This window comes from Kushneria indalinina DSM 14324 (assembly GCF_003385845.1).
Lineage (GTDB): Bacteria > Pseudomonadota > Gammaproteobacteria > Pseudomonadales > Halomonadaceae > Kushneria > Kushneria indalinina.
The window spans coordinates 172,371-198,709 of the sequence record NZ_QRDJ01000009.1 but is presented as its reverse complement, the minus strand read 5'-3'; the positions used below and the strand labels follow the sequence as shown (position 1 = coordinate 198,709).

Sequence of the window (26,339 nt, the reverse complement as noted above, 5' to 3'; positions counted from 1 at the left end):
ACGAAAAAAGCCCCGGCCATGCCGGGGCTTTTCGTGCGCCATGAGCGAGTTCGGATCAGCTTTTCTCGTCGATCAGCTGCTGGCGCGCCTGACGCTCCTGCTCTTCCTGATACGTCGGGAAGTCCACATAACCGCGGGCATCGCCGCCGTAGAAGGTGGACGGATCAAACTCGGCCAGCGGCCAGTCGTTTTTCATCCGCTCGACCAGGTCCGGGTTCGAGGTGTAGAGACGCCCGAAGACCGGCAGATCGATGGTGCCTTCATTGACCAGCTTCTCGGCCTCGGCCTGGTCGAGGTTACCGGCCAGCAGCAGGTTGCCGTCATAGACCTTGCGGAACCGGCGCAGATAGTCGCGCGGCATCGGCGGCATGCCCTGACCGCCCTGGTCGTGCAGGTGCACGTAGGACAGCCCGCGCTTGTTGAATTCGCGTGCCAGATGCAGATAGGTCTCGCCGTTGTCGTCGTACTCCGGCATGTCAAAGAGTGTGCCGTGCGGCGACAGGCGCACACCGACCCGGTGGGCACCGATCAGCGCGCTGACCTCATCGACGACTTCCAGCAGCAGACGGCAGCGGTTCTCCCGCGAGCCGCCGTACTGGTCATCACGGTCGTTGACGCCCGGGTTCAAGAACTGCTCGAAGAGATAGCCGTTGGCCCCGTGAATCTCGACGCCGTCAAAGCCGGCCTCGCGTGAATTGACGGCAGCCTGGGCGAAATCGCGCACGATATCGCGCACTTCACTGGTCTCGAGTCGGCGCGGCGTACTGGCATTGAGCATATCGGGCGTGCCCTGCTCGTTATAGCCAAACGCCATGCCGCCGGGCTGCTCGCTCGGGCCCACCGGTGCGCCACCGGCAATCTGGACGGTGGTATGCGACACGCGCCCGACATGCCAGATCTGGGCGAAAAAGACACCGCCGCGCTCGTGAACGGCGCGGGTGGCCTTTTTCCAGCCCTCGATCTGATCGGGGCCATAAATGCCCGGGTTATAGAGATAGCCGGTGCCCTGACGCGACACCGGGGTGCCTTCGGAGATGATCAGCCCGGCACTGGCGCGCTGGCGGTAGTAGAGCGCGCCCATTTCGGTGGGGATGTCGCCGGGCGCCCGCGAACGGGTCATGGGCGCCATGACCACGCGGTTGTCGAGATGAATGCCGGCAAGATCAAAGGGTTCAAAAATCGATGACATGAAGGTCCTCCTGGCTGAACGCCGTGATTCAGTAATGACCCGGGTTCAGTAATGATTTGGGTTCAGCGATGGCTTGTACCACGAAAGTCTAGTCGGTCAGTCGCGTTATCCTGATAGTTTCCGGCCATGCCTGCGATTGGAAAGAACAACCCGGCAAACGGGAAAGCGGCGGGGTCGGCCATGGTCGAAGGATGAGGCTTGCGTCATACTGGCGCCATGGACGGCTGCCATAACATCACACGGCCGTGTTCTGGAGTTTTAAATGAGTGAACGTGCATTGAAGATCGCGGTGGTCATGGATCCCATCGCCAACATCGCCTGGAAAAAGGACACCACACTGGCGATGCTGTGGGCGGCCAAACGGCGTGGTCACACGCTTCATTACCTTGAGCCGGGGGATCTTTACCTCAAGGACGGGCGCGCCATGGGGCGTCTGCGCGCGCTTGAGGTGTTCGAAAACGACCCCGCGCACTATTACACCCTCGGTGACGTCGAAGCCGGGCCGCTGGCGGATATGGACGTGATCCTGATGCGTCAGGACCCGCCGGTGGATGTCAATTTCACCAACGCGGTGCATCTGCTGGGCTTTGCCGAGCGCGAAGGCGTGCTGGTGGTCAATCCGACCCAGGCGCTTTTGACCTGCAACGAGAAGCTCTACGCCCAGCAGTTCCCCCAGTGTCTGGTGCCGACCGTGGTCTCCTGCAATGACGGCGTGCTGCGTGAATTTCATGCCGAACACGGCGATACCATCTTCAAGCCGCTGGATGGCATGGGCGGCACCGGTATCTTTCATATCGCCCCGGACGGTCGCAACATCGGCTCGGTCATCGAGCAGCTGACCCGGCGCGGCACCGAACAGATCATGGCGCAGCGCTATATTCCCGAGATCAGCCAGGGCGATACCCGCATCCTGCTGATCGACGGTGAGCCGGTGCCCTATGGTCTGGCGCGCATTCCCTCGGCCGGCGAGGTGCGCGGCAACCTGGCCGCCGGTGGCCGGGGCGAGGCGCGTGAGCTGACTGATCGCGACTACTGGCTGGTCGATCAGGTCAAGGACTCCATCAAGTCGCTGGGACTGATCTTTGTGGGGCTTGATGTGATCGGGGACTACGTGACCGAAATCAACGTCACCAGCCCCACCTGCGTGCGTGAAATCGATGCCCAGAAGGGCACCGATATTGCCGGCATGTTGATGGATGCCATCGAGCGACGCTTCACCTGAGTTGTTGACGTCACGCTGGCCCGCCAGTGTTACCATGCACCCATCAGCCGCTTTCGGCGGCCGGGTGTCGACAGGTAACGACACCTCATGACCCATCGATCGCGCCCCTGCCTGCCGGCGGGGGCGCCTGCTTGCGTTACTATCCGGGAGGCCCATGCAAGGCTTGCGCGATAACTTTCTCATGGCGATGCCGCATCTCGAAGACGAAAACTTTGCGGGCTCGCTGACCTATATCTGCGACCATGACGACAACGGCACACTGGGGCTCAAGCTCAACCAGCCCATGGAGCTGACGCTGGAGGCGCTGTTCGAGCAGCTCGAAATTGATGCCAGCGACTGCCCGTCACTGGAAACGCCGGTGCTCAACGGCGGCCCGGTACATCGTGAGCGCGGCTTTATTCTGCACGCCGGCAGCCCCGAACACTGGGACTCCAGCATCCGCACCGGAGAGAACCGGGCGCTCACCACGTCGATGGACATTCTGCATGCCATTGCCGCCGGCCGTGGCCCCGAGCAGTTTTTGATCTGTCTGGGCTGCGTGGGCTGGGAGCCCGACCAGCTGGCCCAGGAGATCAAGGACAACACCTGGCTGACCGTGGAGGCCAGCGACGAGGTGCTCTTTCGAACCCCGGCCCCGGCGCGTCTTGAAACCGCTGCGAGCCATCTGGGCGTTGACCTGAGCCTGCTGTCGCGTGAGGCCGGCCATGGCTGATACGCCCGGTCAGCGGCTGGTGCTGGCCTTTGACTTCGGCGTACGCCGCATTGGCGTCGCGGTGGGCAATGAGCTGCTGGGCTCGGCCTCGGCGCTGGAGGCGCTGCCGGCGCGTGACGGCATCCCCGACTGGGACGTGATCACTCGGCTGATCAAGGAGTGGCAGCCCGATATGTTCGTGGTCGGCCTGCCGCTCAACATGGACGACACCGAGTCCGAAATGAGCCTGCGCGCGCGCAAGTTCGGCAAGCGGCTGCACGGCCGTTTTGGCAAACCGCTGGAAATGTTCGATGAGCGCGGCACCACCCGCGCCGCCAAGGCCATTGCCCGCGAAGAAGGCCACAAGGGCAACTATCGCGAGCACGGCGTTGACGGCATCGCCGCCGAACTGATTCTTGCCGGCTGGTTTGAACAGCAGGCCGGCGGCACCCGGCTCGACATCCCCTCGCCCCGCTGATCACTCTTTCAGGCCCCTGGTGCTGCAGGTCCCTGGTGCTGCAGAGTCCCATTTCTATAGAGCTCTGGGGTAAGTGATGACTTACTTCAGTATCGTAAAGTCGGCATCGTCGACCCCGACCCGGCGCGGCGGCTGCCAGCCCACTTCTCGCAGATCCCGATCGAAAATCTCGTCCACCCCCATGAGCGTGGCAAAGATCGCCATGCGCACCGGAATGCCGTTGTCGGTCTGGCGAAAGATCGCCAGTCTCGGATCGCCGTTGAGATCCACGTTGAGATCGTTGGCGCCGGGTCGGCTGTCACGCGGCAGCGGATGCATCGCGATGGTATGGGGGCTGCAGCGCTGATCCAGAAAGGCGCGATCGACGCTGAAGTCGCTGGACAGACTGAAGCCTTCCACCATCTCCTGGGTAAAGCGCTCCTTTTGAATGCGCGTGGCATACACCACGTCCACGTCACTGAAATCGGCCTGCAGGGTATCGCGCTGCTGGACCCGATGGCCGGCATTCTCGGCCCGGTCGATCAGGTCAGAGGGCATCTCGAGGCCGGGGGGCGAGACCAGCGTGATCTGCATCGGCGAATAGAGCGACAATAGCTTCAACAGCGAATGCACGGTACGCCCGTACTTGAGGTCACCGGTCAGCAGCAGATGCGCGCCGGCAAGCTTCTTGTCCAGCCGCTCGAACTCCTTGTTGATGGTATAGAGATCCAGCAGCGCCTGACTGGGATGCTCGCCCGGGCCGTCACCGCCGTTGATGACCGGCACGTGGGTGGCCGCGGCAAACTCCGCCACCGAGCCCAGATCGGGGTGGCGCATGACGATGGCATCGACATAGCCGCTGATCACACGGCTGGTGTCATACAGTGATTCGCCCTTGGCCATCGAGGAGAAGGTGAAGCCGGTGGTGTCACAGACGCTGCCGCCCAGCCGGCTGAAGGCTGAGTGAAAGCTCATGCGCGTCCGGGTACTGGCCTCGAAAAAGAGATTGCCCAGCACGGCGCCTTCCAGCACCCGCGTGATCTTCTGGCGCTGGGCGATGGGCTCCATGCGGCGCGCTACATCAAAAAGGTGATCGACGTAGTCGCGGGACAAACTATCAACGGACAACAGATGGGCACTCATGGCACTCGCCTCTGGCTGGGAGGGACAAATCCACCACAGCAGGCACTGTGGGGCGCAAACGCGCGCTAGTGTAGCGCGACAGGCCCCTGCCCTTCATCGGGGACAGGCAGGGCGATGACGGCTTTTTAAGTCTGCGGATCATTCGTGGCACGACAGGATGGGCGCGGACCGACCGGCGCGATACACTGCACACGCTTTTTTCGACGCGCCATCGTCAGGACGGTTATCACCCATGCAGGTACTGCTCGAATCCATTCTTGATGAGGTGCGCCCGCTGTTGGGCCAGGGGCAGGTGGCAAACTATATCCCGGCGCTGGCAGATGTTGACCCCTGTCAGCTCGGGATTGCCATGCTGGGCACCGATGGCACGCTGTATCAGGCAGGAGACGCCGATACGCCCTTTTCGATCCAGAGCATTTCCAAGGTGTTCGGGCTGGTGCAGGCCATCTCTCATGCCGGTGAAACACTCTGGGAGCGGCTTGGGCACGAGCCGTCGGGGCAGGCCTTCAATTCGCTGGTACAGCTTGAGTTCGAGCAGGGTCGGCCACGCAACCCCTTTATCAATGCAGGCGCCCTGGTAATTGCCGATATCAACCAGTCGCGCTACGCCGCCCCGATTCTCTCCATGCGCGATCTGGTGCGGCGACTGACCGACAACCCTCATATTATCTCCGATACGGCAGTGGCCGACTCCGAGTATCAGCATCGTGCCCGCAATGCGTCCATGGCCTATCTGATGCAGTCGTTCGGGAATTTTCACAACGATGTGGAGGCGGTGCTTAAAAGCTACTTCCACCACTGTGCACTGACGGCCAGCTGTGTGGATCTGGTGCGTGGCGTCTCGTTTCTGGCCAACAATGGGCGCTGCCTGCACGGCGATGAGACCATCCTGACACCGCGCCAGACCCAGCAGGTCAACGCCATCATGGCCACCAGCGGGCTGTATGACGAGGCGGGCAACTTTGCCTACCGTGTGGGGCTGCCCGGCAAGAGCGGCGTGGGCGGCGGCATCGTAGCCGTGGTGCCGGGGCGCTACAGCCTCTGTGTGTGGTCACCGGCGCTCAACGCCAGCGGCAATTCACTGGTGGGCATGATTGTACTGGAAAGGCTCAGCGAGCATCTGGGCTGGTCGGTCTTCTCACCCATCTTGTCGTGACCCCGGTCTTGAGCTGCCTGACGCCGTCGGCCCGAATCGGTTAGCCTTGGAGGGTCCCGCGTTATCCCGTTCCCCTCCCTGTTTCTGTCGTAGACGCCGGTGTCGGCCTCTGCAGACCCCTGTTCCGTCCGATTTCTTGATCTGTCTTATCCCCTTGCTCCCTGCGCTTTCTTGAACGCTTTCCCCAGCCCTCTACGCTTTAGGAGCCAGTGTCGGTACATACCGACGCATACCCACCCCATGTTTCAAAAGGAGTTTGAGCAATGGCCAATTCGACCCAGGCACCCCAGTCACAGCCGGGTGATGAAGAGCGCATGGATCAGCAGCCCGAATATATCCGGGCCAGCTATCGGGGCACTGACAAGCTCAAGGGCAAGGTCGCGCTGATCACCGGGGGCGACAGCGGCATCGGTCGCGCGGTGGCCGTGCACTATGCACGCGAGGGCGCTGATGTTGCCATCAACTACCTGGCAGAGGACGAGGATGCCGAGGAGACCCGCGCGCTGGTCGAGGCCGAAGGGCAGCGCTGTCTCGTGATGAAGGGCGACGTGGCCGATGCCGACTTCTGCCGTGACATGATCGACAGGACCGTCAGCGAGCTAGGCGGGCTCAACATACTGGTCAACAATGCCGCCGAACAGCATGACTGGGACGACATCACCCAGATTCCCGACGAGCAGATCGAGCGCACCTTCCGTACCAACATCTTCAGTCACTTCTACACGGTCAGGCACGCGCTGGCACACATGAAGGCGGGCGACAGCATCATCGAGAGCTCCTCGGTCAACGCCTTCAAGGGCAACAACACCCTGATCGACTACACCGCGACCAAGGGCGCCATTCAGGGTTTCATGCGCTCGATGGCCATGTCGCTGGTCGGGCGCGGTATTCGCGTCAACGCTGTGGCGCCAGGCCCGGTCTGGACACCGCTGATTCCAGCCACCATGGATGAAGAGAAGGTGGAAGGCTTCGGTGGGCAGGTGCCCATGGATCGTGCCGGTCAGCCCAGCGAGATGGCACCGGCCTACGTTTATCTGGCCAGCGAAGAGTCGTCCTACATGAACGGCCAGACCATCCACCTCAACGGCGGCGTTATCCTTAATACGTAACGGTGTAAAAATTTTACGATTAAAATTACACCTTTCGCCCGTGTCACGCTCTGTGGCGCGGGTTTTTTTATGTCCTGCGTCGACTGGCTGTGGCCGGGCGAAAGCTTTTTTGTCAAAAGGAAGGGCGTACTCTGAAGGTACGCCCTGTTCTTATGAGAGATCAGTGATAGCCACAGCGTTATTTAAAACGACGGTACCGGTGGTCATCGTACCTTTTCACGTCAAAATCTCGGTATCGCCGTGTTTTTGGGGCAAACACCTGCCGAATGAGTCTTTCACTGTGCTCTGATGGCCAGAAATCGAACAGTTTTTGTTCTGATCAAATTTCAGGCACTCGTATTTTTATTAAATGCGTAAAATAATTACGTAATATTGATGAGGCTGATCGTTTCAGCTCCTATCCGGGCCTAGAGATGAAACAGCCGGCGGGTGTTGTCGCGGAGGGTGTCAGCAATATCCTGTGGCGATTCATCACGAAGTTCACACAGGCTCTGCCATATGTGTCTGATCCGCTCGGGGCGATTGGGCTCGCCCTGAAATCCCTGCACGGGCATATCCGGCGAATCGGTTTCCAGCAGCAGTGACGACAGCGGCAGACGCGCCAGGGTGCGACGGGTCTTGCTGGCGCGCTCGTAGGTCATGGTGCCGCCCACGCCGATAAAATACCCCGCCCTGATAAAGGCCTGCGCCTGCTGCTCGCTGCCGGCAAACCCGTGCACCACGCCGCACCGGGGCACATCGAGGCGTCGCAGATGCATGGCAAGCTTGTCGTGGGTGCGCCGCGAATGCAGGATCACCGGCAGGTCATGGTCGCGGGCCAGCCGCAGCTGGGCATCCAGCAAGGCCTCCTGCCGGTCGAACTGCGGGTTATCGATGAAAAGGTCCAGCCCGATTTCGCCGATGGCCACCAGCTTGTCGGGGCGCCGTTTAAGCCAGGCGTCCAGCTCTTCGAGATGCTCGTCCTTGAATTCACCGATGGCCATGGGGTGGACGCCGAGCGCGGCGTACACCGGTTCATGGCGTTCGGCCAGCGCCATGACGCCTGCAAAGCGATCTGCTGCGACGCCGACGGCAATGATTTTCTCGACGCCGGCGTCCTTCGCCCGCTGCAGGCTCTGCGTTTCGTCACCGACAAACGGGGGGAAATCGAAATGGCAGTGGGTATCCACAAATTGCGCGCTCATACCGGCGCTCCTCTCAACAATGATCATGCGGAGTGTAGCGCCCTGTAGCGAAGGGTGAATTGCAGGATAAGTGGTGGCGTCTACGCTTTAGACATTCGTCGGAATACGGCTGACGCAGGAAGCGGATGGTCGTATTCATCAATGACATTTGGCTTCAGGCCAACCAATGACAGGGAGATTGCGTCATGGCAGAACAGATTCCCCCGCAGAAGCAGGATCGCCAGCCCGGTGTTGAAGGCGAGATGACCCCGCCGGCCGAGTTCATCCGCGACAACTATCGCGGCAGCGGCAAGATGCAGGACCTGGTGGCCATCGTCACCGGTGGTGACAGCGGCATCGGTCGCGCCGCGGGGGTGCATTTTGCGCGCGAAGGCGCCGATGTGGCCGTCATGTATCTCGACGAGCATGACGATGCCGAGACCACGAAGCAGATGATCGAGGCCGAAGGCCGCCAGGCGCTGCTGATCGCCGGTGATGTGGCCGATGCCGACTTCTGCCGTAACTCGGTCCAGAAGGTCGTCGATACCTTCGGCAAGCTGGATGTGCTGGTCAACAACGCCGCACAGCAGGTGCTGCACGACCGGCCCGAGGAAACCTCGGACGAGGAGTGGCGTCGGACCTTTGACGTCAACATCCACGGCTACTTTTACATGGCCAAGGCGGCCATCCCGCATCTGCGCGAGACAAAGGGCACGGTCATCAACACGACCTCCGTCAACGCCTTTGCCGGCAACGCCAATCTGCTGGCCTACACCACCACCAAGGGCGCCAACGCCGGCTTTACCCGCGCGCTCTCCAAGATGTGCGTCGGTGACGGCATCCGCGTCAATCAGGTCGCGCCTGGCCCGATCTGGACGCCGCTGATCCCCTCCACCATGGGGCAGTATGACGAAGAGATGGTCGAGGACTTCGGCAGCCAGTCGCCCATGGGGCGCGCCGGCCAGCCCGCCGAACTCGGTCCGGCCTATGTGTACCTGGCAAGCCAAGACAGCAGCTATGTGACCGGTCAGACCATCCACGTCAACGGCGGCATGATCGTCAACGGCTGACGGGGTGCGCTCCTGCAGGGTTGGCTCCAGCCGGCCGTGCGTATCGTCAGGTATCCGGCGGCAGGCGGACAAAATGCCGACCTGTCGTCTTGCCATTTGAAAAGGAGATTTCGACCATGGCAGATCAGTTTCCGAAGCAGTCACAGGATCGCCAGCCCGGGTTCGAGCACGAGATGACGCCGCCCCCCGAGATCATTCGCGACGACTATCGCGGCAGCGGCAAACTCGAGGGCAAAAAGGCCATTATTACCGGTGGCGACAGCGGCATCGGTCGCAGCGCCGCGGTGCATTTTGCCCGTGAAGGGGCCGACGTGGCCGTGATGTATCTTGACGAGCAGCAGGACGCCGAAGAGACGAAGCGCCTGATTGAAGCTGAAGGCCGCCGGGCGCTTCTGATCAGCGGCGATGTGCGCGACAGCGCGTTCTGCCAGCAGGCCGTCGATCAGGTGCTCAAGGAATTCGGCGCGATCAACATCCTGGTCAACAATGCCGCCGCGCAGGTGGTGCGTCAGGACATTACCGAGATACCCGATGACGAGTGGCGCGAGACGTTTGACGTCAATATTCACGGCTACTTCTATATGGCCAGGGCCGTGCGGTCGCATCTCAAGGCCGGCGACACCATCATCAACACCACCTCGATCAATCCGTTCGTGGGTAACGCCATGCTGATGGCCTACACCTCGACCAAGGGCGCGATTACGGGCTTTACCCGCTCGCTGTCGGAGTCATTGATCGGTGACGGCATTCGGGTCAACGAAGTCGCCCCGGGGCCGATCTGGACGCCGATTCAGCCTTCGACCATGGGCCGTTTCGACCCGACCCTGATGCAGACCCTGGGCGAGAAGATGCCGATGGGCCGTGCCGGTCAGCCCAGCGAACTTGGGCCGGCCTACGTCTTTCTGGCCTCGAAGGACGCCTCCTATATCAGCGGCCACTCGCTGCACATCAACGGCGGCGCCATCATCAACTAGGCGATGACGGCCCTTCGATCGAATTGAAAACCGCCCCCGGCAGTGCCGGGGGCGGTTTTTTGTGCCGGGCCGGTCGAGGTCAGGGCGAGTCGTCTATCGCTGACTCGTTGGCCGCCATGCGCTGTTCATCCTCGCCCGTGGAGGGCGCCGAATCACGCGGCAGTTTGCCCATCGCCACCGCGCTGGCCGGCAGCGCCACGGTCTGCGTCTCGTCAATGTCGGTCGCTGAATCGGCTAGGCTTACCCGATAGTCGCCGCCTTCAAGTCGCCACTGATGCTCGCCGCTGTCATAGCGGGCGAACTGGCGCGGATCGATTTCGATACTCACTTCTTGGGACTGGCCGGGCGAGAGCTCAATACTCTGCCAGCCGCCCAGGCGGGCCGGTGAACCATCGGGGGCGTGGACGTAAAGCTGTGGCGTAGTGCGCCCGTTACGCTCGCCGGTATTGGTGAGCGTGAAGTGGGCGATCACTTTCTGTCCGCTGCGTTCAAGTTGCAGGTCGTGGCGCTCAAAGGTGGTGTAGGAAAGCCCGTGGCCGAAGGCGTACAGCGGCGTTTTGCCCTCGCGTTCGAACCAGCGATAGCCGACATCGGCGCCTTCGCGGTTGTAGTCGACATCGAAAAAGGCGCTGTTGCCGATGGAAAGCCCCGGCACCTGCGCTCGCGGCAGCTGCTCATCATTTTTGGGAAAGGTCACCGGCAGTCGGCCCGACGGGTTGTGCTGCCCGAAGAGCACATTGGCGATCGCCTCGCCGCCGCGCTGGCCCGGATACCAGGCCTCCATGATGGCGGCCACATCGTCGCGCCAGGGCATGGCCACCGGCCCGCCGGTTTCCAGCACCACGACCGTGCGCGGATTGGCTTTCGCCACCGCCTCGATCAGCGCGTTCTGCTCGCCTTCCAGCGCCAGGCTCTGCATGTCCATGGTCTCCGAGGTCCACTGCTGGGCAAAGACCACCGCCACGTCGCTGTCACGGGCCTGGCGCACCGCCTCGTCGATGTCATCGCCGGCGCTGAAGGTGACATTTGATTCAGGCGCGTGCAGACCGATCGCGCCCAGCGGTGAGGACTTCGGATACAGCCGCTGAGTGTTCACACCGGCGGGTGGGTTGAGATCCGGCAGGGCGTCGCCGTCCATCGGCACCACCGCGGCCGAGCCGCCGCCGGCGATCACGGCGCGGTCGGCATGGGCGCCCGTGACGCTGATGCGCTTGTCCCGCGCGCCGTCCAGCGGCAGCACCTCATCATCGTTTTTCAGCAGCACCATGGCATTTTCGGCAATGCGCTGGGCCACGTCGGCGTGGGCCTCGGTGTCGATGGGCTCACCGGCGGGCGGATGATCCACGATGCCGGCGGCGAAGGTACTGCGCAGAATGCGATAGGCCATGTCATCGATGCGCTCATGGGAGACCTCGCCGCGCTCGACCGCCTTTTCCAGCGGGGCGCCGAAATAGACCACGCCGTCGAAGTCCTCGGCTGCCGACTGCTGATCAAGGCCCGCGTTGGCCGAGGGGGCGGCGGAGTAGACCGCCCCCCAGTCCGACATCACAAAGCCCTGGTAGCCCCATTCGTCCTTGAGCACCTGATTGAGCAGGTAGTCGTTTTCACAGGCGTAGTCGCCGTTGACCCGGTTGTAGGCGCACATCGCCGCCCCCGGGTGGCTGTGCTCCAGCGCGTAGCGAAACGAGAGCAGATCGGACTCCTGCAGCGCCTGCTCATCAATGTCGGCGCTCAGCTTGTGGCGACCGGTCTCCTGGGCGTTCATCGCGAAGTGCTTGATGGTCGACATCACGTGCTGGCTTTCGATGCCGTTGATCTTGGCCGCCGCCGTCAGACCCGACAGCAGCGGGTCTTCTCCGGGCATCTCGTAGTTGCGCCCGGCACGCGGGTCGCGCACCAGGCCGGCCGTACCGCCCAGCAGCACGTTGAAGCCGTAGTGGCGCGCCTCGCGGGCGATCATCTCGCCCCCCTGATGGGATAGTTCGGGCTGCCAGGTGGCGGCCGCAGCCAGCACCGAGGGCAGCGCCGTGGCCTGACGGTCCGGGTCGATCCAGCCGGGGTTGGTCACACCGAGATCGGCATCGGTCTGCTGCTGGGCGGGGATGCCCAGCCGGCTAACGCCCGGTACGAAACCGGCCGAGCCGATGGCGCCGCGCACCTGCTTCGAGGGGTCCATGGGGGCGGCGAAATCCCCGGCCAGCAGTGACATCTTCTCGGTGGTGGTCATCTCGTTGAGCGCCGCGTGGGCGCGCTCGTCAGAGCTGAGACGCTGGTCCATCCAGGGCGCCTGCGACAGACGTTCGCTCAGGGCCTGTTCGGCCTGCGCCAGCCGGCCGGGGCGCTGATCCGGCACCGGCGGCATTTGCGTGGCCAGTGTGTGGGCGCTTACAAATGCAGCGGACAGCGTGATCAGGGGCAAAAGAAAGCGTTGGCGCATGCGTAGGGCGTCTCCAGACATCGGGGTGGCCGGCTCGCAAACGCTGTCATGGCGCGGTCACGGGACGGTCAACAAGGGGACCACCTTAGTCGTATGCCGGGTGGTTTGCTGTATCGAAACGTCAGCGTTTGCCAGCAACCATGAGCGCGTGTGACCCGCCGTCAGCGCGCGCAACCAGAGCGCCCGGGCCGCTGTAAAAACCGTGGCCCGCAATGAAGGCGGCGGGAGGGAAAATCAAAAGAAGGTGGGTTCAACCGCCGTGATGGCCAGCGTTTCATCGACCCATAGCCCCTGACGCCACTTGTCAAAGGTCAAACACGGGTGGGAGGCGCCAAAGGCGATCACATCCTCGATATGGATGTCGGCCCCCTCGGGCAGGCGCAAAAAGGTGTGCTGATCCATGATGTGAACCACCTGCCAGTCGGTAACATCGCGCACATATGCGCCGTCGCGGTACAGGCGCAGCGCCATCGGCAGATCCGGGTCGCAGGAGATATCGCGTTTGCCCATGGCCACGATCGCAAGGCCCGGTTCGGGCAGGGACTGCACCTGAGCGAAGACCTCCAGCGCCGGTTCAAGCGCGCCTTCAAGCTCGGGGCGGCGTTCACTGACCGCTTCCATCGCCTCGCGATAAAGCCGGTGGTCGTGGGCCACATAGCAGCCCGGACGCAGCACCGGGGTGTAGTGCTCGCGCAGCTCGGCCTGGTCAAAGGCCTCGGCGATCAGGTCAAACCATTTCGAACCGGAGGCCGTCACGATCGGTGCAGGGACCGCCAGTACGCCGCTGGCATGAAGGTGTTGGACGGTCTCGACCAGTCGAGTGCCGTAGGCGCACACGTCCTCCAGCGCCGCATTGCCGCCGATCATGCCCTCGTATCCCTCGATGCCGGCCAGCTTGAGTGCCGGCGATTGCTTGATGGCTTCCACCAGCGCGGCCAGCTCGTTGGCATCACGCACGCCGCAGCGCCCGCCGGTCACGCCCAGCTCGATCAGCACCTGAAGACGCTGGCTGCGACTTTCAAAGAAGTCGTTGAGCATGCGCACGTTATCGGCATGATCCACCGTGCAGTAATAGTCCAGCCCGCCCTCGATCATCTGAGAGACCAGCGCCATGTTGGCCTGACCCACCAACTGATTGGCCATGATGAGCCGACGCACGCCGTGGGCAAAGGCCGCCGCGCACTGGGTCGCCGTGGCAAGCGTGATCCCCCAGGCACCGGCCTCGATCTGGCGGGCAAACAGCGCCGGCATCATGGTGGTCTTGCCGTGCGGGGCCAGACGGGCGTGATGGTGATCGGCAAAGCGCTGCATCCAGGCGATGTTGTGCTCCAGCACCTGCTGGTGCAGCACCATCGCCGGCAGGCTCACGCCTGTCAGCAGACTGTTGCCCAGCACCGGACTGCCCTTTTGAAGGGGCTGGCCATTGGCAGGCGAGAGCGAAGAGATGGGCATGTTGTGGCGCTCCTGACGGGGTGTTGATGTTGTTGTCACCGGGAGAAACTGTCGATAAGTCTAGTGGGATCGCACGGCCGTAGCAGCTTCTGCTGGCGCATGGAGATGCCGACCGCGAAACCCTGAGGCCGATAACGGCCATGCAAAAGGGACGCCCCCGGGCATCGGGGGCGCCCCTGTTTCAGTCGATCATGTCGTCGTGACTAGATCATGCCCGCCAGGCCGCTGAGCAACTCTCTGGGTTCTTCCAGCAGCGTGGCAATGGCGTAACACGCCATGAAAGCGACGCCGTAGAACCATGCCGGATGCGTCCGACTGAAATCGGCTACCCAGGCACCGAGGCGACGAAAGGGCGTCAAAAGGGCCAGCTCGATCACGATCACGCTCAGGATACCGCCGGCAATGATGTCGGTGGCGAAGTGAAAGCCCATGTAGGCGCGCGAGAAGGACACCAGAACGGCGAACGTCATCGCAAGAATCCCCAGCGGGCGGCAAAAGCGCCAGATGACATAGCCAAGGCCGATAAACACAACGGCATGGTCACTGGGGAAAGAGGTGAGGTCGTGAAACTCGGGCGAGAGATTAAACGGCGGTGTCATGCCGAGCGCCTGATCCTGCAGCGGACGCGGGTTGGCCGGGATAAAAATCTGCATCACACGGCTGACCAGCGAAGTGACAAAGGCCGCCAGGGTGCAGATCAGAATATCGCCGCGCCGCGCGATGATTGACGGCATGCACCAGATGGCGCAGATGCCGGCCATCAGCGGCACGCCGGTAATCAGCTTCTGGTAGGAAAAGGCGTTCATCAGATAGTCCAGCAGCTCGTTTTGCTGCGCGGGCTGGTTGATGAAGTTCATGAAGGCATATTCCATCATCGTGCCTGATAACGCCATGGGGGTGAGAATCCCGAAGGCGATCAGGGCGATCACGATTCTGAGCCAGGAGGGGGAATCGGCAGGCAGGGCGCGCGGGCCACGGGCAGGATCAGTGCCAAACGTGTGTGATGTAGAAGCAGAAGTCGCGGAATTTGAAGACATTGGACTCATGAAAAGGTTTTGTTAAGAAAAATGAGTGTGGTCTTCGTAAGGCCTGTTTGCCGTGTCAAAGAGATTGTTTTTGTATCGTCGTGTGACGCCGGCGAAGCCATGCCGGATACCGCCCACAGGCGGTATCCCTGCCTATAAAACGCTGCGTTAGAGGATCAGTCGCAGCAGGCCGCCGGCCAGATCCCGCAGTTCCTCGACCAGCGTGGCGATGCCATAGCAGCCGATAAAGGCCAGCGGATAGAACCAGTGCGGATGGGTATCGCTAAAGCCGGTGATCCAGCCGCCAATGCGTTGAAACGGCGCCAGCAGGGCAATCTGGACCGTCAGAATGGCCAGTGCGCCACCGCCAATGATGTCGGTGATGAAGTGAAAGCCAAGATAGATTCGCGTAAAGCATAAAAGCCCGGCAAACAGGAAGGCGGCCAGACCCAGGCGACGATGCAGGCGCCAGATCACCCAGGCCAGACCGATATAGACCGCGCCATGATCACTGGGAAACGAGCTGAAATCGCTCAGCGTCTGGGCATCGATGCCGGTGGGCGGCGTCATGTTCAGCGCCTGATCCTGCAGCGGGCGCGGGTGCGGCGGCGTCATCTGCTGCATGATGCGACTCAGCGCCGCCGAGCCGAAGGCCGCGACGGTGCAGGTCAAAAGCTCCACGCGGCGATGCATCAGTTTTGGCATGAACCACAGCGCCCAGAAGCCCGACACCAGCACAACGCCCGAGATCAGGTTCTGATAGGAGAGTACGTTCATGATGAAATCAAACAGCGCGCTTTCACGGGCCATTTGATTGATGCCCAGCATGATCCGGTCTTCCACGGCCAGGGGCATGACGAAGGTGATCAACGTGGTCGCCAGCAGCAGCAACAGGGCGATCAGAGCGATGAGACCTTCCCGGAGAGCGGGCGTCTCACCCGTGCGGCTGGTGTTACGAAAAGGGACTGAGGACATTGTTTACCAGATTAAGTTCATTTCAATATGGCAGCAGTATGAAAGGTATGTGAACTTATTGTTGTGTTGTTGTGTGCAATGGGTGATGCCGTTTGTAAGCCGGCACGGCCCGCAGGTGGTGACCTGCAGGCCGTTAATGAACACGTTTTGTGTGTCTGAGCGCGTCAGCTGTCCTGACGACGCAGATAGTCATGCACGGCGGCAATGTCCTGCTCGCCAAGGCCGGCATCCACCGCCTCGCGCCATATTTCACTGATGCGAGAAAGCCCCGGCAGGCCGGTGTCGCCGGCGGCATCGAGTGCCAGGCGGGCATCCTTGAGCCCCCATTCGAGCGCCATCTGGGCGCTGTACTCGTCACCGCCGATCTTGTCGAGCTTGGCCTTCACGTAGGGGGCAGCCAGCGGCCCGCCGTCGAGCACCGACCAGAGTTCCTCGGTGGAGAACCCCAGCGTCTGCGCCAGACGCGCGCTTTCGGCGATGCCCTGCATCATGTGGATCAGCCAGGCGTTGACGACAAGCTTCATGCGCGACCCACGACCGGCGTCTCCCAGCCAGACCACGCGTTTGGAGATGGCATTGAACACCGCCTCGATCCCCTCGGCGGCGTTCTGGTCACCGCTGGCCAGTACCGAGATGGTGGCCTGCTCGGCCGGCGCCTTGGTGCCGGAGACCGGGGCATCAATGAAGGTGACCTCCGGGCGCGCCTGGTGGACCGCTTCGATCAGGGACTCGGTCTGCTCAACGCCGATGGTGCCCATCTGGATCACCACGCCATTGTCGGGCAGGCCTTCCAGGGCGTTGGCCTCGCCGAGCAGCACGTCACGAGTGGTCTCGAAATCCGGCAGCATGGTGATAACAAACCGTGCGCCGCTGACCGCCTCACCGGGGCTGTCGGCGTTGACCGCCCCCTGTTGGACCAGATCTTCCCCGCGCGAGTGCGTGCGGTTCCAGACCTGCACCGGGAAATCATTTTTCAAAAGGTTGGCGGCAAAGGCGTGGCCCATGGCGCCAAGGCCCAGAACGGCAACAGTGGTGTTGTGTGACATGCAGGATGCTCCATCGATCGTTTTTAACGGTAAAACCAGCGTAGACCGGCCAGGTTCAACGTGAACGTAAAACGCCCCGGCATGACCGGGGCGCGGGGTTCTCATCATGCGAGAGGTTACGGTGTCAGCACGACCTTTCGGCAGTCATCCTGCTTGGCATCAAACATGCGATAGGCTTCGGCGGCCTGATCGAGCTTCATGCGGTGGCTGATGATCGCCTCGGGCTTGAGCCTGCCCTGATCGATGGCCTCCAGCAGGGTCGGCAGATAGTCATGCACGTGGGTCTGGCCGCCCTTCATGGTCAGGCCCTTGTCGAAGAAATCGCCAATCAGGAAGCCGTTCACGGCGCCGGCATAGACGCCCGGAATGCTGATGCTGCCACCGCGGCGCACGGCGGCCATGCACTGATGCAGGACGATATCGCTGCTTTCGACCTCAAAGTTATCCATGGCCGGCAGCTGGCCGCCATGACTCTTGGCCTCGTAACCCACGGCATCAATGACGGCGTCCACGCCGCGACGGCCTTCGCTCATCTGGATGATGGCCTCGGCCACGTCGTCCACCTGGTCGAAGTTGATGGTTTCGACACCATAGGCCTTCTGCGCAAAATCAAGGCGATACTGCTGGTTGTCGATCATGACGATCTGCTCGGCGCCTTCCATGCGCGCACACGCCGCTGACATCAGGCCCACCGGGCCGGCGCCGAAGATCGCCACGCTCGAGCCCTGCTTGACGCCGGCGTTGAGCACGGCCTGATAGCCGGTCGGCAGGATGTCCGACATGAACAGCACCTGCTCGTCATCAAGGCCTTCCGGGATGGCGTAGGGGCCGGCGTTGGCCTGCGGGACGCGCACGTATTCCGCCTGGCCGCCGGGGATGCCGCCGTACATGTGTGAAAAGCCGAACAGCGCCGCTGGCGCCGGGATCGACTTCTTGTTCAGCGCCGCACCCTCATCGGGGTTGGTGGTTTCGCACGCCGCATAGAGCGAATGCTGGCAGAAAAAGCAGCTGCCGCAGGCGATCACGAATGGCACGACCACGCGATCCCCCTTTTTGACGCTGGTGACGGCGGAGCCTGCTTCTTCCACGATGCCCATGAACTCGTGACCAAAGATATCGCCAGGCTCGGTGGCCGGCATGGCGCCACGATAAAGGTGCAGATCGGAGCCGCAGATGGCGGTCGAGGTCACGCGCAGGACAATGTCGTCGTTCTGCTGGAGCGTGGGTTCGGCAACGTTTTCAACGCGAACGTCGTTACTGCCCTGATAAACCAGTGCCTTCATGAGGTCTCCTCCGTGAAATCTTCCGGTCGGTGGTGGCCGACCACTAATGTTGGCGATGGCCGACTCCCTGCCGACCCGATAGAAAGCGTAGAAAGTAAAGCGATAGGCTGCTAATGATTTATCGATACGTGATGTAAACGCCCCGGGAGGACAGGGCGTCGATTGGCGGCAACAGCGCCTGACATGACAACGGGCGCTCCCCGTGAGGAGAGCGCCCGTTGATGGCCGGTCGCGGTCTGTCTTTTGAGACTATGCCAGGGCGGCAAACACGAAAAACAGCACCGGAACGATGGCAGCGACCATCACGATCAAAAGTCTCGCATCCTTCATGACGTGGCCTCCGGCCGCTGGCGCGAGCGTGGATTACTCGCTGTCGGCCTGAGAGTAGAGCACGCGCGTGCGCAGGGTATGGTTGACCTCGCGCAGGGCATTGAGGGCCTGTTCCCCGTAGGCCTTGTCGACATCGATCACCACGTAGCCGACCTCTTCATTGGTCTGCAGAAACTGGGCGGAGATGTTGATGCCTTCGTTGCCCAGCACGCGGTTGATCTCGGAAAGTACGCCCGGCACGTTGGCGTGAATGTGCAGCAGGCGGTGCTTGTCCGGGTGCGACGGCAGGGCGACTTCGGGGAAGTTGACCGAGGTGATGGTCGTGCCGTTGTCGGAGAAGGTGATGAGCTTTTCCGAGACCTCGACGCCGATGTTTTCCTGCGCCTCGACCGTGGAGCCGCCGATGTGCGGGGTCAAAATCACGTTGTCGAACTGGCGCAGCGGCGAGACGAACTCTTCGTCGTTGCCCTTCGGCTCGACCGGGAAGACGTCGATGGCCGCGCCCAGCAGCTTGCCGGATTCCAGCACCTCGGCCAGCGCCTCGATATCCACGACCTTGCCGCGCGAGGCGTTGATCAGATAGCTGCCCTGTTTCATCAGCGAAAGCTCGTCACGACCGACCATCCAGGTGGTCGCGCGGGTTTCGGGCACGTGCAGGGTGACGATGTCGGCGCGCGCCATCAGCTCCTGAAGGCTGCCGACCTGGCGGGCGTTGCCCATGCCCAGCTTGGTGATGGTGTCGTAATAGATGACGTTGAGGCCCACCGACTCGGCCAGCACCGACAGCTGGGCGCCGATGCTGCCGTAGCCGACGATGCCCAGCGTCTTGCCGCGGGCTTCAAACGAATCGCTGGCAGATTTCAGCCAGCCACCCTGATGGGCACGGGCGTTTTTCTCGGGGATGCCGCGCAGCATCATGATGGACTCGGCCAGTACCAGTTCGGCCACCGAGCGGGTGTTGGAGTAGGGCGCATTGAAGACCGGGATACCGAGCTTGAGCGCGGCCGGCAGATCCACCTGGTTGGTACCGATGCAGAAACAGCCGATGGCGACCAGGCGCTCGGCGGCGTTCAACACACGTTCGTTCAATTGCGTGCGCGAACGAATACCGATGAAATGGGCATCACGGATCTTTTCGATCAGATCCTCTTCGCTCAACGAGGTCGTCAGCCGCTCAATGTTGCTGTAACCGGCATTTTGAAAGTTGTCCACGGCGGACTGGTGGACGCCCTCGAGCAGCAGAACCTTGATCTTGCTCTTGTCCAGAGACGTTTTAGCCATAGTGCGCATCAACCCTTTAATCGGCTGGCCTGAGGGAAAGTAGGAAGAGATAGCGGGCGCGGCCCGATCTCGGCCGAAATCAATCGGGCATCGATACGCCAGCGTGCGTGGCTGCGCTGATGGCCCGGCTCGGCGGGGCGTTTATCCTACCATGGTGGTAGGCGTGGTGCATGACTCGCCGCGGTGCCCCTCCTTGAAAGGTCTGCGTCAGCCGGATGAATCCGGTGCATGTCATGCTCCCTCGGGACTTGCTGTGATCGGCCTTGATGCGCAGCCCGGGCGGCGTCAAAAGCGCAGCGGATGTGTATACTTGCAGGCCGTCGGGGCGTTACCGTCTGCCGACACCTTGATCTCAAGCCATGTACCGGTGCTCACAGGATTACGCATGACACAACGGCCCGAGTCCGCGCCTTCAAATGATCAGGCTGCTGCGGCGTCATCGACGTCCGCGCCGCAGACCCCGTCCGACTTTGCCGGCGCCCTGTCCTCGCTTGAAGCGCTGGTCAGACGCCTTGAGTCGGGGGATCTGAGCCTTGAGGCGTCGCTTGAGGATTTCGAGCGTGGCATATCGCTGGTGCGTGACGCCCGCACACGGCTCGAGCAGGCGGAGCTGCGGGTGCAGCAGCTGCTGGAGCAGGGGGATGGGTCACTGATGTCACCCCCGCTGGACGATGAATCGCGGGAGAATAACGACGCATGATGGGTGAGACATGACTGTGGACACTGCGGGGGTGGATGTCGTCGCGTTGATGACAACGCTGCGCGACCGGATCGAGACGCAGCTGGGCGCGGTACTGGAAAACGCGGCACCCGCCCGGGCGGCCCGGCTTGAAGAGGCCATGCGCTACAGCGTGCTGGGCGGTGGCAAGCGGCTGCGCGCCATTCTGGTCTACGCCGCCGGCCAGGCACTGGCGGCCGATGATCAGGCGCTGGATGCCCCGGCCGTCGCCATCGAGCTGATTCACGCCTACTCGCTCGTTCACGACGACCTGCCCTGCATGGATGACGACGACCTGCGTCGCGGGCGCCCCACCTGCCACCGTGCCTTTGATGACGCCACGGCGCTGCTGGCCGGAGACGCCCTGCAGACGCTGGCCTTTGAAGTGCTGGCGGATACCGGTCAGCCGCGCGCCGCCGAGATGGTCGCAACGCTGGCCCGCTGCGCCGGGCGCGCCGGCATGGCCGGTGGTCAGGCGCTGGATCTGGACGCCGTGGGGCGCACGCTCGACGTCGAGGCGCTGATGGCCATACACCATCACAAGACCGGCGCCCTGATCGAGGCGGCACTGTCGCTGGGGGCGCTGGCCGCGCCCGGCGCCCAACCGGTACATCTGCAGGCGCTGAGCGAGTACGCCCGCGCCATTGGCCTTGCCTTCCAGATCCAGGACGACATCCTGGACGTGACCGGCTCGACCGAGGTGCTGGGCAAGACCCAGGGCGCCGATGCGCTGCGCGACAAGCCGACCTACCCGGCGCTGCTGGGCCTGGAAGAGGCACAACACCGGGCACGTGTCCTGCTGGATCAGGCGCTGGCGGCGCTGGCACCGCTGGGTGCGCGCGGCGAGACGCTGGCGGCGCTGGCCCGCTACATGATCGAGCGCGACCACTAGGACAAGACGCCCCCGGCCGTGCGCCGGAAAGATACCCTTTGATGTCCCGGGGCATTACAGGACCAGGGACAGGATCCTGACAGGCCATTGAGGCGCTATGAAGCTGTTTGACGATATCCCCACAAAAAGACCGGCCACGCCGCTGCTGGATCGCATCGAAGCGCCTGCCGATCTGCGCAGTCTCGATGAGCAGCAGCTCTCGCGTCTGGCCGACGAGCTCAGGGCCTATCTGCTCTACAGTGTCGGCTGCACGGGCGGTCACTTTGGCGCCGGTCTTGGTGTCATCGAGCTGACCATCGCGCTGCACCAGCAGTACAACACCCCGCACGACCGGCTGGTCTGGGACGTGGGCCATCAGACCTATCCGCACAAGATTCTGACCGGCCGGCGCGAGGCGATGGACTCCATGCGTCGCTATCAGGGGCTGGCGGCCTTCCCGCGTCGCGAGGAGTCGCCCTATGACACCTTTGGCGTGGGCCACTCCAGCACCTCCATTTCGGCAGCGCTGGGCATGGCGCTGGCGGCGCGCACCCGCGGCGACAACCGGCGCGTGTGTGCCATCATCGGCGACGGCGCCCTGACCGCCGGCATGGCGTTTGAAGCCCTCGCCCACGCCGGCCATGTCGATGCCAACATGCTGGTGGTGCTCAACGACAACGAGATGTCGATCTCGGAAAACGTCGGCGGCATGGCCACCTACCTGGCGCGCATCCTCAACAGCGGCCCCTACGTGGCTGCGCGCGAGGGCAGCAAGCGTGTGCTCTCGCATCTGCCCGGCGCACTGGATATTGCCCGGCGCACCGAGGAGCACGTCAAGGGCATGCTCACGCCGGCCACGCTCTTTGAGGAGATGGGCTTCAACTATGTCGGCCCCATCGACGGGCACGATCTGCCGCTGTTGATTCGCACCCTGCGCGAGCTGAAAAACCGCAAGGGACCGCAGTTCCTGCATATCATCACCCGCAAGGGCAAGGGCTTCGAGCCGGCCGAGGGTGACCCGATCGGCTATCACGCCATCACCAAGCTCGAAAAGGACAAGGTCGAGGCGACGCCGGTGCCTGCGCCGAAGAAGTTCAAGTTCTGCAACGTCTTCGGTCAGTGGCTGTGCGATACCGCCGAGCGGGACCCGCGTCTGATCGGCATTACGCCGGCCATGCGTGAAGGCTCCGACATGATTCGCTTCTCGAAGGAGTATCCGGAGCGCTACTACGATGTGGCGATCGCCGAGCAGCACGCGGTGACGCTGGCTGCCGGCATGGCGTGTGAAGACGTCAAGCCCGTGGTGGCGATCTACTCCACCTTCCTGCAGCGCGGCTATGATCAGCTGATCCATGACGTCGCCGTACAGGGGCTCGATGTCACCTTTGCCATCGACCGGGCCGGCCTGGTGGGTGAGGATGGTGCGACCCATCACGGCACCATGGATCTCTCCTATCTGCGCTGCGTGCCGGGCATGGTGATCATGGCGCCTTCTGATGAGCGCGAGTGCTATCGCATGCTGACCACGGCCTATCAGTACGAAGGCCCCGCAGCGGTGCGCTATCCGCGCGGTACCGGCCCGGGCGTGGCCTTCGAGCCGGGCCTTGAGCCGATCGAGATCGGGCGCGCCGATCTCCGGCGCGAGGGCCAGAAGGGCGATAACGGCGTGGTTCTGCTGGTGTTTGGCAGTCTGCTGACGCCGGCGCTCGAGGTGGCCGAGCAGCTGGATGCTACGGTCTACGACATGCGCTTTGTGAAGCCGCTGGACAGCGAAGCCGTTCTGACGGCGGCACAGGCGCACGGTCTGGTCGTGACGCTGGAAGAAAACGTGATTGCCGGCGGTGCGGGCAGTGGCGTCGGCGAGCTGCTGGCGGCATCCGATGTGCGCACCTCGCTGTTGCATCTGGGTATTCCCGACCACTTCATCGAGCACGGCACGCCAGGCGAGCTGCTGGCCGAGTGCGGGCTGGACGGCGAGGGCATCGAGACATCGATTCGCCGGCGTCTCGGTCGCTGAGTCCCTTAATCAACCGGAAATAGAACCGTCTCATGCTGATTGTTACCCTGATTGCTGCTTTCATCGGCTACCTGATTGCCCGGCTACCCGGGCTTTTGATCGGTGGCCTGCTGGGCTATGCGCTGGTGCGCTGGCTGCGCGCCAAGCTGATCGGCAAGCTGGCCGAGCGCCAGACCCGCTTTCTCTCTGCCACCTTCTCGGTCATGGGGGCCATGAGCCAGGCCAATGGCGAGGTGTCCGACCGTCAGCGCCAGAGTGCCGAGGCGGTGTTTGACCGGCTCAATCTCAACGATGCCCAGCGTGACAAGGCGCGCACCGACTTCGAGCGCGGACAAAAGGAGAGCTTTGATCTCGAGACCGAGCTTGCCGGGCTGCGCCAGATCGTCGGCGCGCAGCGCGGGCTGCTGCAGGTCTTTTTCCAGGTGCAGCTTGTGGCGCTGGCCGCCGATGGTCAGGTCGAGCAGGCCGAGCGCGACATGCTGCTGCGCGTGGCACAGGGGCTGGGCTGTTCACAGGAGGAGCTCTCGCGCCTGGAGGCGATGCTCAATGCCGCCGCCAGCGGAGGCGGGACGCAGGAGAGCGCCCAGCCGCTGGAAGAGGCCTATCAGGTACTGGGCGTATCCTCGGAGGCCACGGATGCCGAGATCAAGCGCGCCTATCGCAAACTGATGAGCCAGAACCACCCCGACAAGCTCGCCGGCAAGGGCATGCCCGACAGCATGCGGCGCATGGCCGAGCAGCGTACCAGCGAAATCAGCAACGCCTTTGAACGAATCCAGCAGGCCCGCAGCCAGGAGTGACCCTGGCCGCGTCTCGCCGGATGCCGGTATTATTGAGCGTTTTTTTGATCCCGAATGTCGCGAAAGCGCTGTTCCATCTCGCGGCGTAGCTCGCGACGTCTCAAACCTGACTCAAAGCGCTGGCGCTCAACATCCGTTGCGGGGTCAAGCTGGCGTACTTCCACCGATTTCCCGTCATCGTCGACCGCCACCATGGTGAAGTAGCAGCTGTTGGTATGGCGTACCACGCCGGCACGAATATCCTCGGCGATCACCTTGATACCGATCTCCATCGAGGAGCGTCCGGTGTAGTTGACCGAGCCCAGAAAGGTGACCAGTTCACCGACATGAATGGGCTGGCGGAACATGACCTGATCCACCGACAGCGTGACCACGTAGTGGCCGGCCCAGCGGCTGGCGCAGGCGTAGGCCACCTCATCAAGATACTTCAGCAGTGTGCCGCCGTGGACCTTGCCGGAAAAGTTGGCCATGTCCGGGGTCATCAGTACGGTCATGGTGATCTGGTGGCGCGCTGTGTCCATTCCCTCTCTCGCTTCTCGTCATGTTGTTGTGGTCAGGGCTTCGCCGCCGAGCATAACGCATCGACGCCGGGCTGCGGGCGCTATCGTCATGGCAAATTCACCCCGGGATGACTAGCATGGCGTACCGGCTGCGTATCGAGGCGCCGGACGTTATCCATTCACCAGGGGATTCCATGAAGGTTACCGAGGCAAGATTCGAGCAACCCACCGCACGCTATCTATGGCTGTATGTGCTGATTGTGTGGGTCGGGCTCAATCTGCGTCCCTCGATTGCCGCCGTGGGCCCGCTGCTTGACCGGATTCAGGAAGAGCTGTCGGTGAGCTATGCCACGGCGTCGCTTCTGACCACACTGCCGTTCGTGGCCATGGGCCTGGCCTGCTTTCAGGGCATGCAGCTGATCCGGCGCTGGAATCGTCACCGCATCGTCATGGGCTCGCTGACCCTGATCGGGCTGGCCTCGCTGGTACGACTGCTGGGGGAGAGCTTCACGCTGCTGGCGGTCTCGGCACTGGTGATCGGCGCCGGGATCGCCCTGATTCAGGCGCTGATGCCGGCCCTGATCAAGGTCACGCTGCCCAACACCGTGGAGACCGCCACCGGGCTTTATATCGGCGCGATCATCGGCGGCGGGGCGCTGGCCTCCGGCATGGCGCCCTGGTTTGCTTCCATGGGGGGCTGGCGTCTGGGGCTGGCCGGCTGGGCCGTTCTGGTGCCCGTGGCGCTGCTGCTGTGGTATCGCCATGGCGGTCAGATGCTCACGCCGGTGCCGCGCGAGCGCTCATCACGGGCCACGCCGCTGTCGCATATTCCGCGGGCCTGGACGCTGGCACTGTTTTTCGGTTTCGGTACGGCCGGCTACGCCTGTGTCATGGCGTGGCTGCCGCCGTACTATCTGGCGCTGGGCTGGAGTGCCGGTGATGCCGGGCTGCTGCTGGGCTATGTGACGCTTTTGCAGGTGATCTCAAGCGTCGGTGCGCCCTTTCTGGTCCGTTACAGTCTGGATCGGCGCCGGGCACTCTACCTGACGGTGGGCATGTCGCTGGTCGGCTTTGTCGGGCTGTGTCTCAAGCCTGACGGGGTCGCCTTTGCCATGCTCTGGGGAACGCTGCTGGGGCTGGGCATCGGCGCGCTGTTTTCGCTGTCGGTACTGGTGCCGATGGACCACCATCGTGATCCCGCCCGCGTAGGCGACCTGGCGGCCTTCGTGCAGGGCTATGGCTATCTGGTGGCGGCCGCGGCCACGCTGCTTTCCGGCATTGCCCGCGACATGCTTTCAAGCTTTACCACCGCCTGGGTGGCACTGGCGGTGCTCTTTGCCGCCATGCTGGTGATGAGCTGGCGCTTTGATCCGTACTATTATCCCCGCCATATCGACTAGCGCCCGCGTCATATCGATCGGGGCGTCATG

23 protein-coding genes are annotated in these 26,339 nt (G+C 62.8%); 12 read left to right on the top strand and 11 right to left on the bottom strand.

Features of this window, described 5'->3' with window-relative positions:
• Window positions 1-55: 55 nt before the first annotated feature.
• Window positions 56-1,189, bottom strand: a complete 1,134-nt coding sequence (locus tag C8D72_RS15255; RefSeq protein ID WP_115855310.1) for an alkene reductase — start codon at window positions 1,187-1,189, stop codon at window positions 56-58.
• A gap of 262 nt (window positions 1,190-1,451) precedes the next feature.
• Between C8D72_RS15255 and gshB the strand changes: the two genes are divergently transcribed.
• The 3 genes from gshB to ruvX all read left to right on the top strand — a co-directional run bounded on the left by gshB (window position 1,452) and on the right by ruvX (window position 3,580).
• The gene (gshB, locus tag C8D72_RS15250) at window positions 1,452-2,411 is read left to right on the top strand and encodes a glutathione synthase (protein ID WP_115855309.1); all 960 of its coding nucleotides are present in this window, start codon (window positions 1,452-1,454) and stop codon (window positions 2,409-2,411) included.
• Window positions 2,412-2,565: 154 nt separating this feature from the next.
• Window positions 2,566-3,123, top strand: coding sequence for a YqgE/AlgH family protein (locus C8D72_RS15245; protein ID WP_115855308.1), 558 nt, complete (start codon window positions 2,566-2,568; stop codon window positions 3,121-3,123).
• Complete coding sequence (ruvX, locus tag C8D72_RS15240) at window positions 3,116-3,580, top strand: Holliday junction resolvase RuvX (protein WP_115855307.1); 465 nt, start codon at window positions 3,116-3,118, stop codon at window positions 3,578-3,580. Before C8D72_RS15245 ends, ruvX begins: the two co-directional genes overlap by 8 nt.
• Before the next feature lie 81 nt (window positions 3,581-3,661).
• Here the strand turns inward: ruvX and pyrB are convergent, their stop codons facing one another.
• Window positions 3,662-4,702 carry an aspartate carbamoyltransferase gene (gene pyrB, locus C8D72_RS15235; protein WP_115855306.1) on the bottom strand — a complete coding sequence of 347 codons (1,041 nt, stop codon included), beginning with the start codon at window positions 4,700-4,702 and terminating at the stop codon, window positions 3,662-3,664.
• Window positions 4,703-4,934: 232 nt separating this feature from the next.
• On the opposite strand from pyrB, the gene glsB reads away from it, so the two are divergent.
• Together glsB and C8D72_RS15225 are read left to right on the top strand one after the other, a co-directional pair.
• On the top strand, window positions 4,935-5,858 hold the full coding sequence (gene glsB, locus C8D72_RS15230) for a glutaminase B (protein ID WP_115855305.1): 924 nt from the start codon (window positions 4,935-4,937) through the stop codon (window positions 5,856-5,858).
• Between the two features lie 263 nt (window positions 5,859-6,121).
• Window positions 6,122-6,967, top strand: a complete 846-nt coding sequence (locus C8D72_RS15225) for an SDR family oxidoreductase (RefSeq protein ID WP_115855304.1) — start codon at window positions 6,122-6,124, stop codon at window positions 6,965-6,967.
• 407 nt (window positions 6,968-7,374) lie between these two features.
• Here the strand turns inward: C8D72_RS15225 and C8D72_RS15220 are convergent, their stop codons facing one another.
• Window positions 7,375-8,151, bottom strand: coding sequence for a TatD family hydrolase (locus tag C8D72_RS15220; protein WP_115855303.1), 777 nt, complete (start codon window positions 8,149-8,151; stop codon window positions 7,375-7,377).
• A 185-nt stretch (window positions 8,152-8,336) separates the two neighbouring features.
• Between C8D72_RS15220 and C8D72_RS15215 the strand changes: the two genes are divergently transcribed.
• Window positions 8,337-9,200 (top strand): SDR family oxidoreductase, encoded by an 864-nt coding sequence (locus C8D72_RS15215; protein ID WP_115855302.1) that lies wholly within the window; start codon window positions 8,337-8,339, stop codon window positions 9,198-9,200.
• Window positions 9,201-9,316: 116 nt separating this feature from the next.
• Window positions 9,317-10,174, top strand: a complete 858-nt coding sequence (locus C8D72_RS15210) for an SDR family oxidoreductase (protein ID WP_115855301.1) — start codon at window positions 9,317-9,319, stop codon at window positions 10,172-10,174.
• A 79-nt stretch (window positions 10,175-10,253) separates the two neighbouring features.
• Here the strand turns inward: C8D72_RS15210 and C8D72_RS15205 are convergent, their stop codons facing one another.
• The 7 genes from C8D72_RS15205 to serA form a co-directional block, all read right to left on the bottom strand.
• Window positions 10,254-12,611 carry a glycoside hydrolase family 3 C-terminal domain-containing protein gene (locus C8D72_RS15205; RefSeq protein ID WP_170140622.1) on the bottom strand — a complete coding sequence of 786 codons (2,358 nt, stop codon included), beginning with the start codon at window positions 12,609-12,611 and terminating at the stop codon, window positions 10,254-10,256.
• 234 nt (window positions 12,612-12,845) lie between these two features.
• Entirely contained in the window at window positions 12,846-14,063 is a 1,218-nt protein-coding gene (locus C8D72_RS15200; protein WP_115855300.1) for an amino acid deaminase, read from the bottom strand.
• 203 nt (window positions 14,064-14,266) lie between these two features.
• Window positions 14,267-15,100, bottom strand: coding sequence for a phosphatase PAP2 family protein (locus C8D72_RS15195; protein ID WP_170140621.1), 834 nt, complete (start codon window positions 15,098-15,100; stop codon window positions 14,267-14,269).
• Window positions 15,101-15,256: 156 nt separating this feature from the next.
• Window positions 15,257-16,063: a phosphatase PAP2 family protein gene (locus C8D72_RS15190; RefSeq protein WP_115855298.1), complete on the bottom strand. Its 807-nt coding sequence runs from the start codon at window positions 16,061-16,063 to the stop codon at window positions 15,257-15,259.
• 164 nt (window positions 16,064-16,227) lie between these two features.
• Entirely contained in the window at window positions 16,228-17,109 is an 882-nt protein-coding gene (locus tag C8D72_RS15185; RefSeq protein WP_115855297.1) for an NAD(P)-dependent oxidoreductase, read from the bottom strand.
• A gap of 116 nt (window positions 17,110-17,225) precedes the next feature.
• On the bottom strand, window positions 17,226-18,392 hold the full coding sequence (locus C8D72_RS15180; RefSeq protein WP_115855296.1) for a zinc-dependent alcohol dehydrogenase: 1,167 nt from the start codon (window positions 18,390-18,392) through the stop codon (window positions 17,226-17,228).
• 363 nt (window positions 18,393-18,755) lie between these two features.
• On the bottom strand, window positions 18,756-20,003 hold the full coding sequence (gene serA / locus C8D72_RS15175; protein WP_115855295.1) for a phosphoglycerate dehydrogenase: 1,248 nt from the start codon (window positions 20,001-20,003) through the stop codon (window positions 18,756-18,758).
• Between the two features lie 385 nt (window positions 20,004-20,388).
• Here serA and C8D72_RS15170 point away from each other — a divergent pair, with 385 nt between their 5' ends.
• From C8D72_RS15170 to djlA, 4 genes are all read left to right on the top strand, one after another.
• Window positions 20,389-20,703 (top strand): exodeoxyribonuclease VII small subunit, encoded by a 315-nt coding sequence (locus tag C8D72_RS15170; RefSeq protein WP_115855294.1) that lies wholly within the window; start codon window positions 20,389-20,391, stop codon window positions 20,701-20,703.
• Between the two features lie 10 nt (window positions 20,704-20,713).
• Window positions 20,714-21,613, top strand: a complete 900-nt coding sequence (locus C8D72_RS15165) for a polyprenyl synthetase family protein (RefSeq protein WP_115855293.1) — start codon at window positions 20,714-20,716, stop codon at window positions 21,611-21,613.
• Window positions 21,614-21,710: 97 nt separating this feature from the next.
• A complete protein-coding gene (dxs, locus tag C8D72_RS15160; protein ID WP_115855292.1) occupies window positions 21,711-23,609 on the top strand; it encodes a 1-deoxy-D-xylulose-5-phosphate synthase in 1,899 nt (632 codons plus the stop codon).
• A gap of 32 nt (window positions 23,610-23,641) precedes the next feature.
• Window positions 23,642-24,409, top strand: coding sequence for a co-chaperone DjlA (gene djlA / locus C8D72_RS15155; protein ID WP_115855291.1), 768 nt, complete (start codon window positions 23,642-23,644; stop codon window positions 24,407-24,409).
• A 29-nt stretch (window positions 24,410-24,438) separates the two neighbouring features.
• On the opposite strand, the gene C8D72_RS15150 is transcribed toward djlA, so the two are convergent.
• Entirely contained in the window at window positions 24,439-24,930 is a 492-nt protein-coding gene (locus C8D72_RS15150; protein ID WP_115855290.1) for an acyl-CoA thioesterase, read from the bottom strand.
• 116 nt (window positions 24,931-25,046) lie between these two features.
• Between C8D72_RS15150 and C8D72_RS15145 the strand changes: the two genes are divergently transcribed.
• The gene (locus C8D72_RS15145; RefSeq protein ID WP_211308862.1) at window positions 25,047-26,309 is read left to right on the top strand and encodes an MFS transporter; all 1,263 of its coding nucleotides are present in this window, start codon (window positions 25,047-25,049) and stop codon (window positions 26,307-26,309) included.
• Window positions 26,310-26,339: the final 30 nt, after the last annotated feature.

Excerpts from the sequence above, each read along its gene's own strand:
- C8D72_RS15255 (WP_115855310.1), bottom strand. The coding sequence starts at position 1,189 with ATGTCATCGATTTTTGAACCCTTTGATCTTGCCGGCATTCATCTCGAC.
- gshB (WP_115855309.1), top strand. The coding sequence starts at position 1,452 with ATGAGTGAACGTGCATTGAAGATCGCGGTGGTCATGGATCCCATCGCC.
- C8D72_RS15245 (WP_115855308.1), top strand. The coding sequence starts at position 2,566 with ATGCAAGGCTTGCGCGATAACTTTCTCATGGCGATGCCGCATCTCGAA.
- ruvX (WP_115855307.1), top strand. The coding sequence starts at position 3,116 with ATGGCTGATACGCCCGGTCAGCGGCTGGTGCTGGCCTTTGACTTCGGC.
- pyrB (WP_115855306.1), bottom strand. The coding sequence starts at position 4,702 with ATGAGTGCCCATCTGTTGTCCGTTGATAGTTTGTCCCGCGACTACGTC.
- glsB (WP_115855305.1), top strand. The coding sequence starts at position 4,935 with ATGCAGGTACTGCTCGAATCCATTCTTGATGAGGTGCGCCCGCTGTTG.
- C8D72_RS15225 (WP_115855304.1), top strand. The coding sequence starts at position 6,122 with ATGGCCAATTCGACCCAGGCACCCCAGTCACAGCCGGGTGATGAAGAG.
- C8D72_RS15220 (WP_115855303.1), bottom strand. The coding sequence starts at position 8,151 with ATGAGCGCGCAATTTGTGGATACCCACTGCCATTTCGATTTCCCCCCG.
- C8D72_RS15215 (WP_115855302.1), top strand. The coding sequence starts at position 8,337 with ATGGCAGAACAGATTCCCCCGCAGAAGCAGGATCGCCAGCCCGGTGTT.
- C8D72_RS15210 (WP_115855301.1), top strand. The coding sequence starts at position 9,317 with ATGGCAGATCAGTTTCCGAAGCAGTCACAGGATCGCCAGCCCGGGTTC.
- C8D72_RS15205 (WP_170140622.1), bottom strand. The coding sequence starts at position 12,611 with ATGCGCCAACGCTTTCTTTTGCCCCTGATCACGCTGTCCGCTGCATTT.
- C8D72_RS15200 (WP_115855300.1), bottom strand. The coding sequence starts at position 14,063 with ATGCCCATCTCTTCGCTCTCGCCTGCCAATGGCCAGCCCCTTCAAAAG.
- C8D72_RS15195 (WP_170140621.1), bottom strand. The coding sequence starts at position 15,100 with ATGTCTTCAAATTCCGCGACTTCTGCTTCTACATCACACACGTTTGGC.
- C8D72_RS15190 (WP_115855298.1), bottom strand. The coding sequence starts at position 16,063 with ATGTCCTCAGTCCCTTTTCGTAACACCAGCCGCACGGGTGAGACGCCC.
- C8D72_RS15185 (WP_115855297.1), bottom strand. The coding sequence starts at position 17,109 with ATGTCACACAACACCACTGTTGCCGTTCTGGGCCTTGGCGCCATGGGC.
- C8D72_RS15180 (WP_115855296.1), bottom strand. The coding sequence starts at position 18,392 with ATGAAGGCACTGGTTTATCAGGGCAGTAACGACGTTCGCGTTGAAAAC.
- serA (WP_115855295.1), bottom strand. The coding sequence starts at position 20,003 with ATGGCTAAAACGTCTCTGGACAAGAGCAAGATCAAGGTTCTGCTGCTC.
- C8D72_RS15170 (WP_115855294.1), top strand. The coding sequence starts at position 20,389 with ATGACACAACGGCCCGAGTCCGCGCCTTCAAATGATCAGGCTGCTGCG.
- C8D72_RS15165 (WP_115855293.1), top strand. The coding sequence starts at position 20,714 with ATGACTGTGGACACTGCGGGGGTGGATGTCGTCGCGTTGATGACAACG.
- dxs (WP_115855292.1), top strand. The coding sequence starts at position 21,711 with ATGAAGCTGTTTGACGATATCCCCACAAAAAGACCGGCCACGCCGCTG.
- djlA (WP_115855291.1), top strand. The coding sequence starts at position 23,642 with ATGCTGATTGTTACCCTGATTGCTGCTTTCATCGGCTACCTGATTGCC.
- C8D72_RS15150 (WP_115855290.1), bottom strand. The coding sequence starts at position 24,930 with ATGGACACAGCGCGCCACCAGATCACCATGACCGTACTGATGACCCCG.
- C8D72_RS15145 (WP_211308862.1), top strand. The coding sequence starts at position 25,047 with ATGGCGTACCGGCTGCGTATCGAGGCGCCGGACGTTATCCATTCACCA.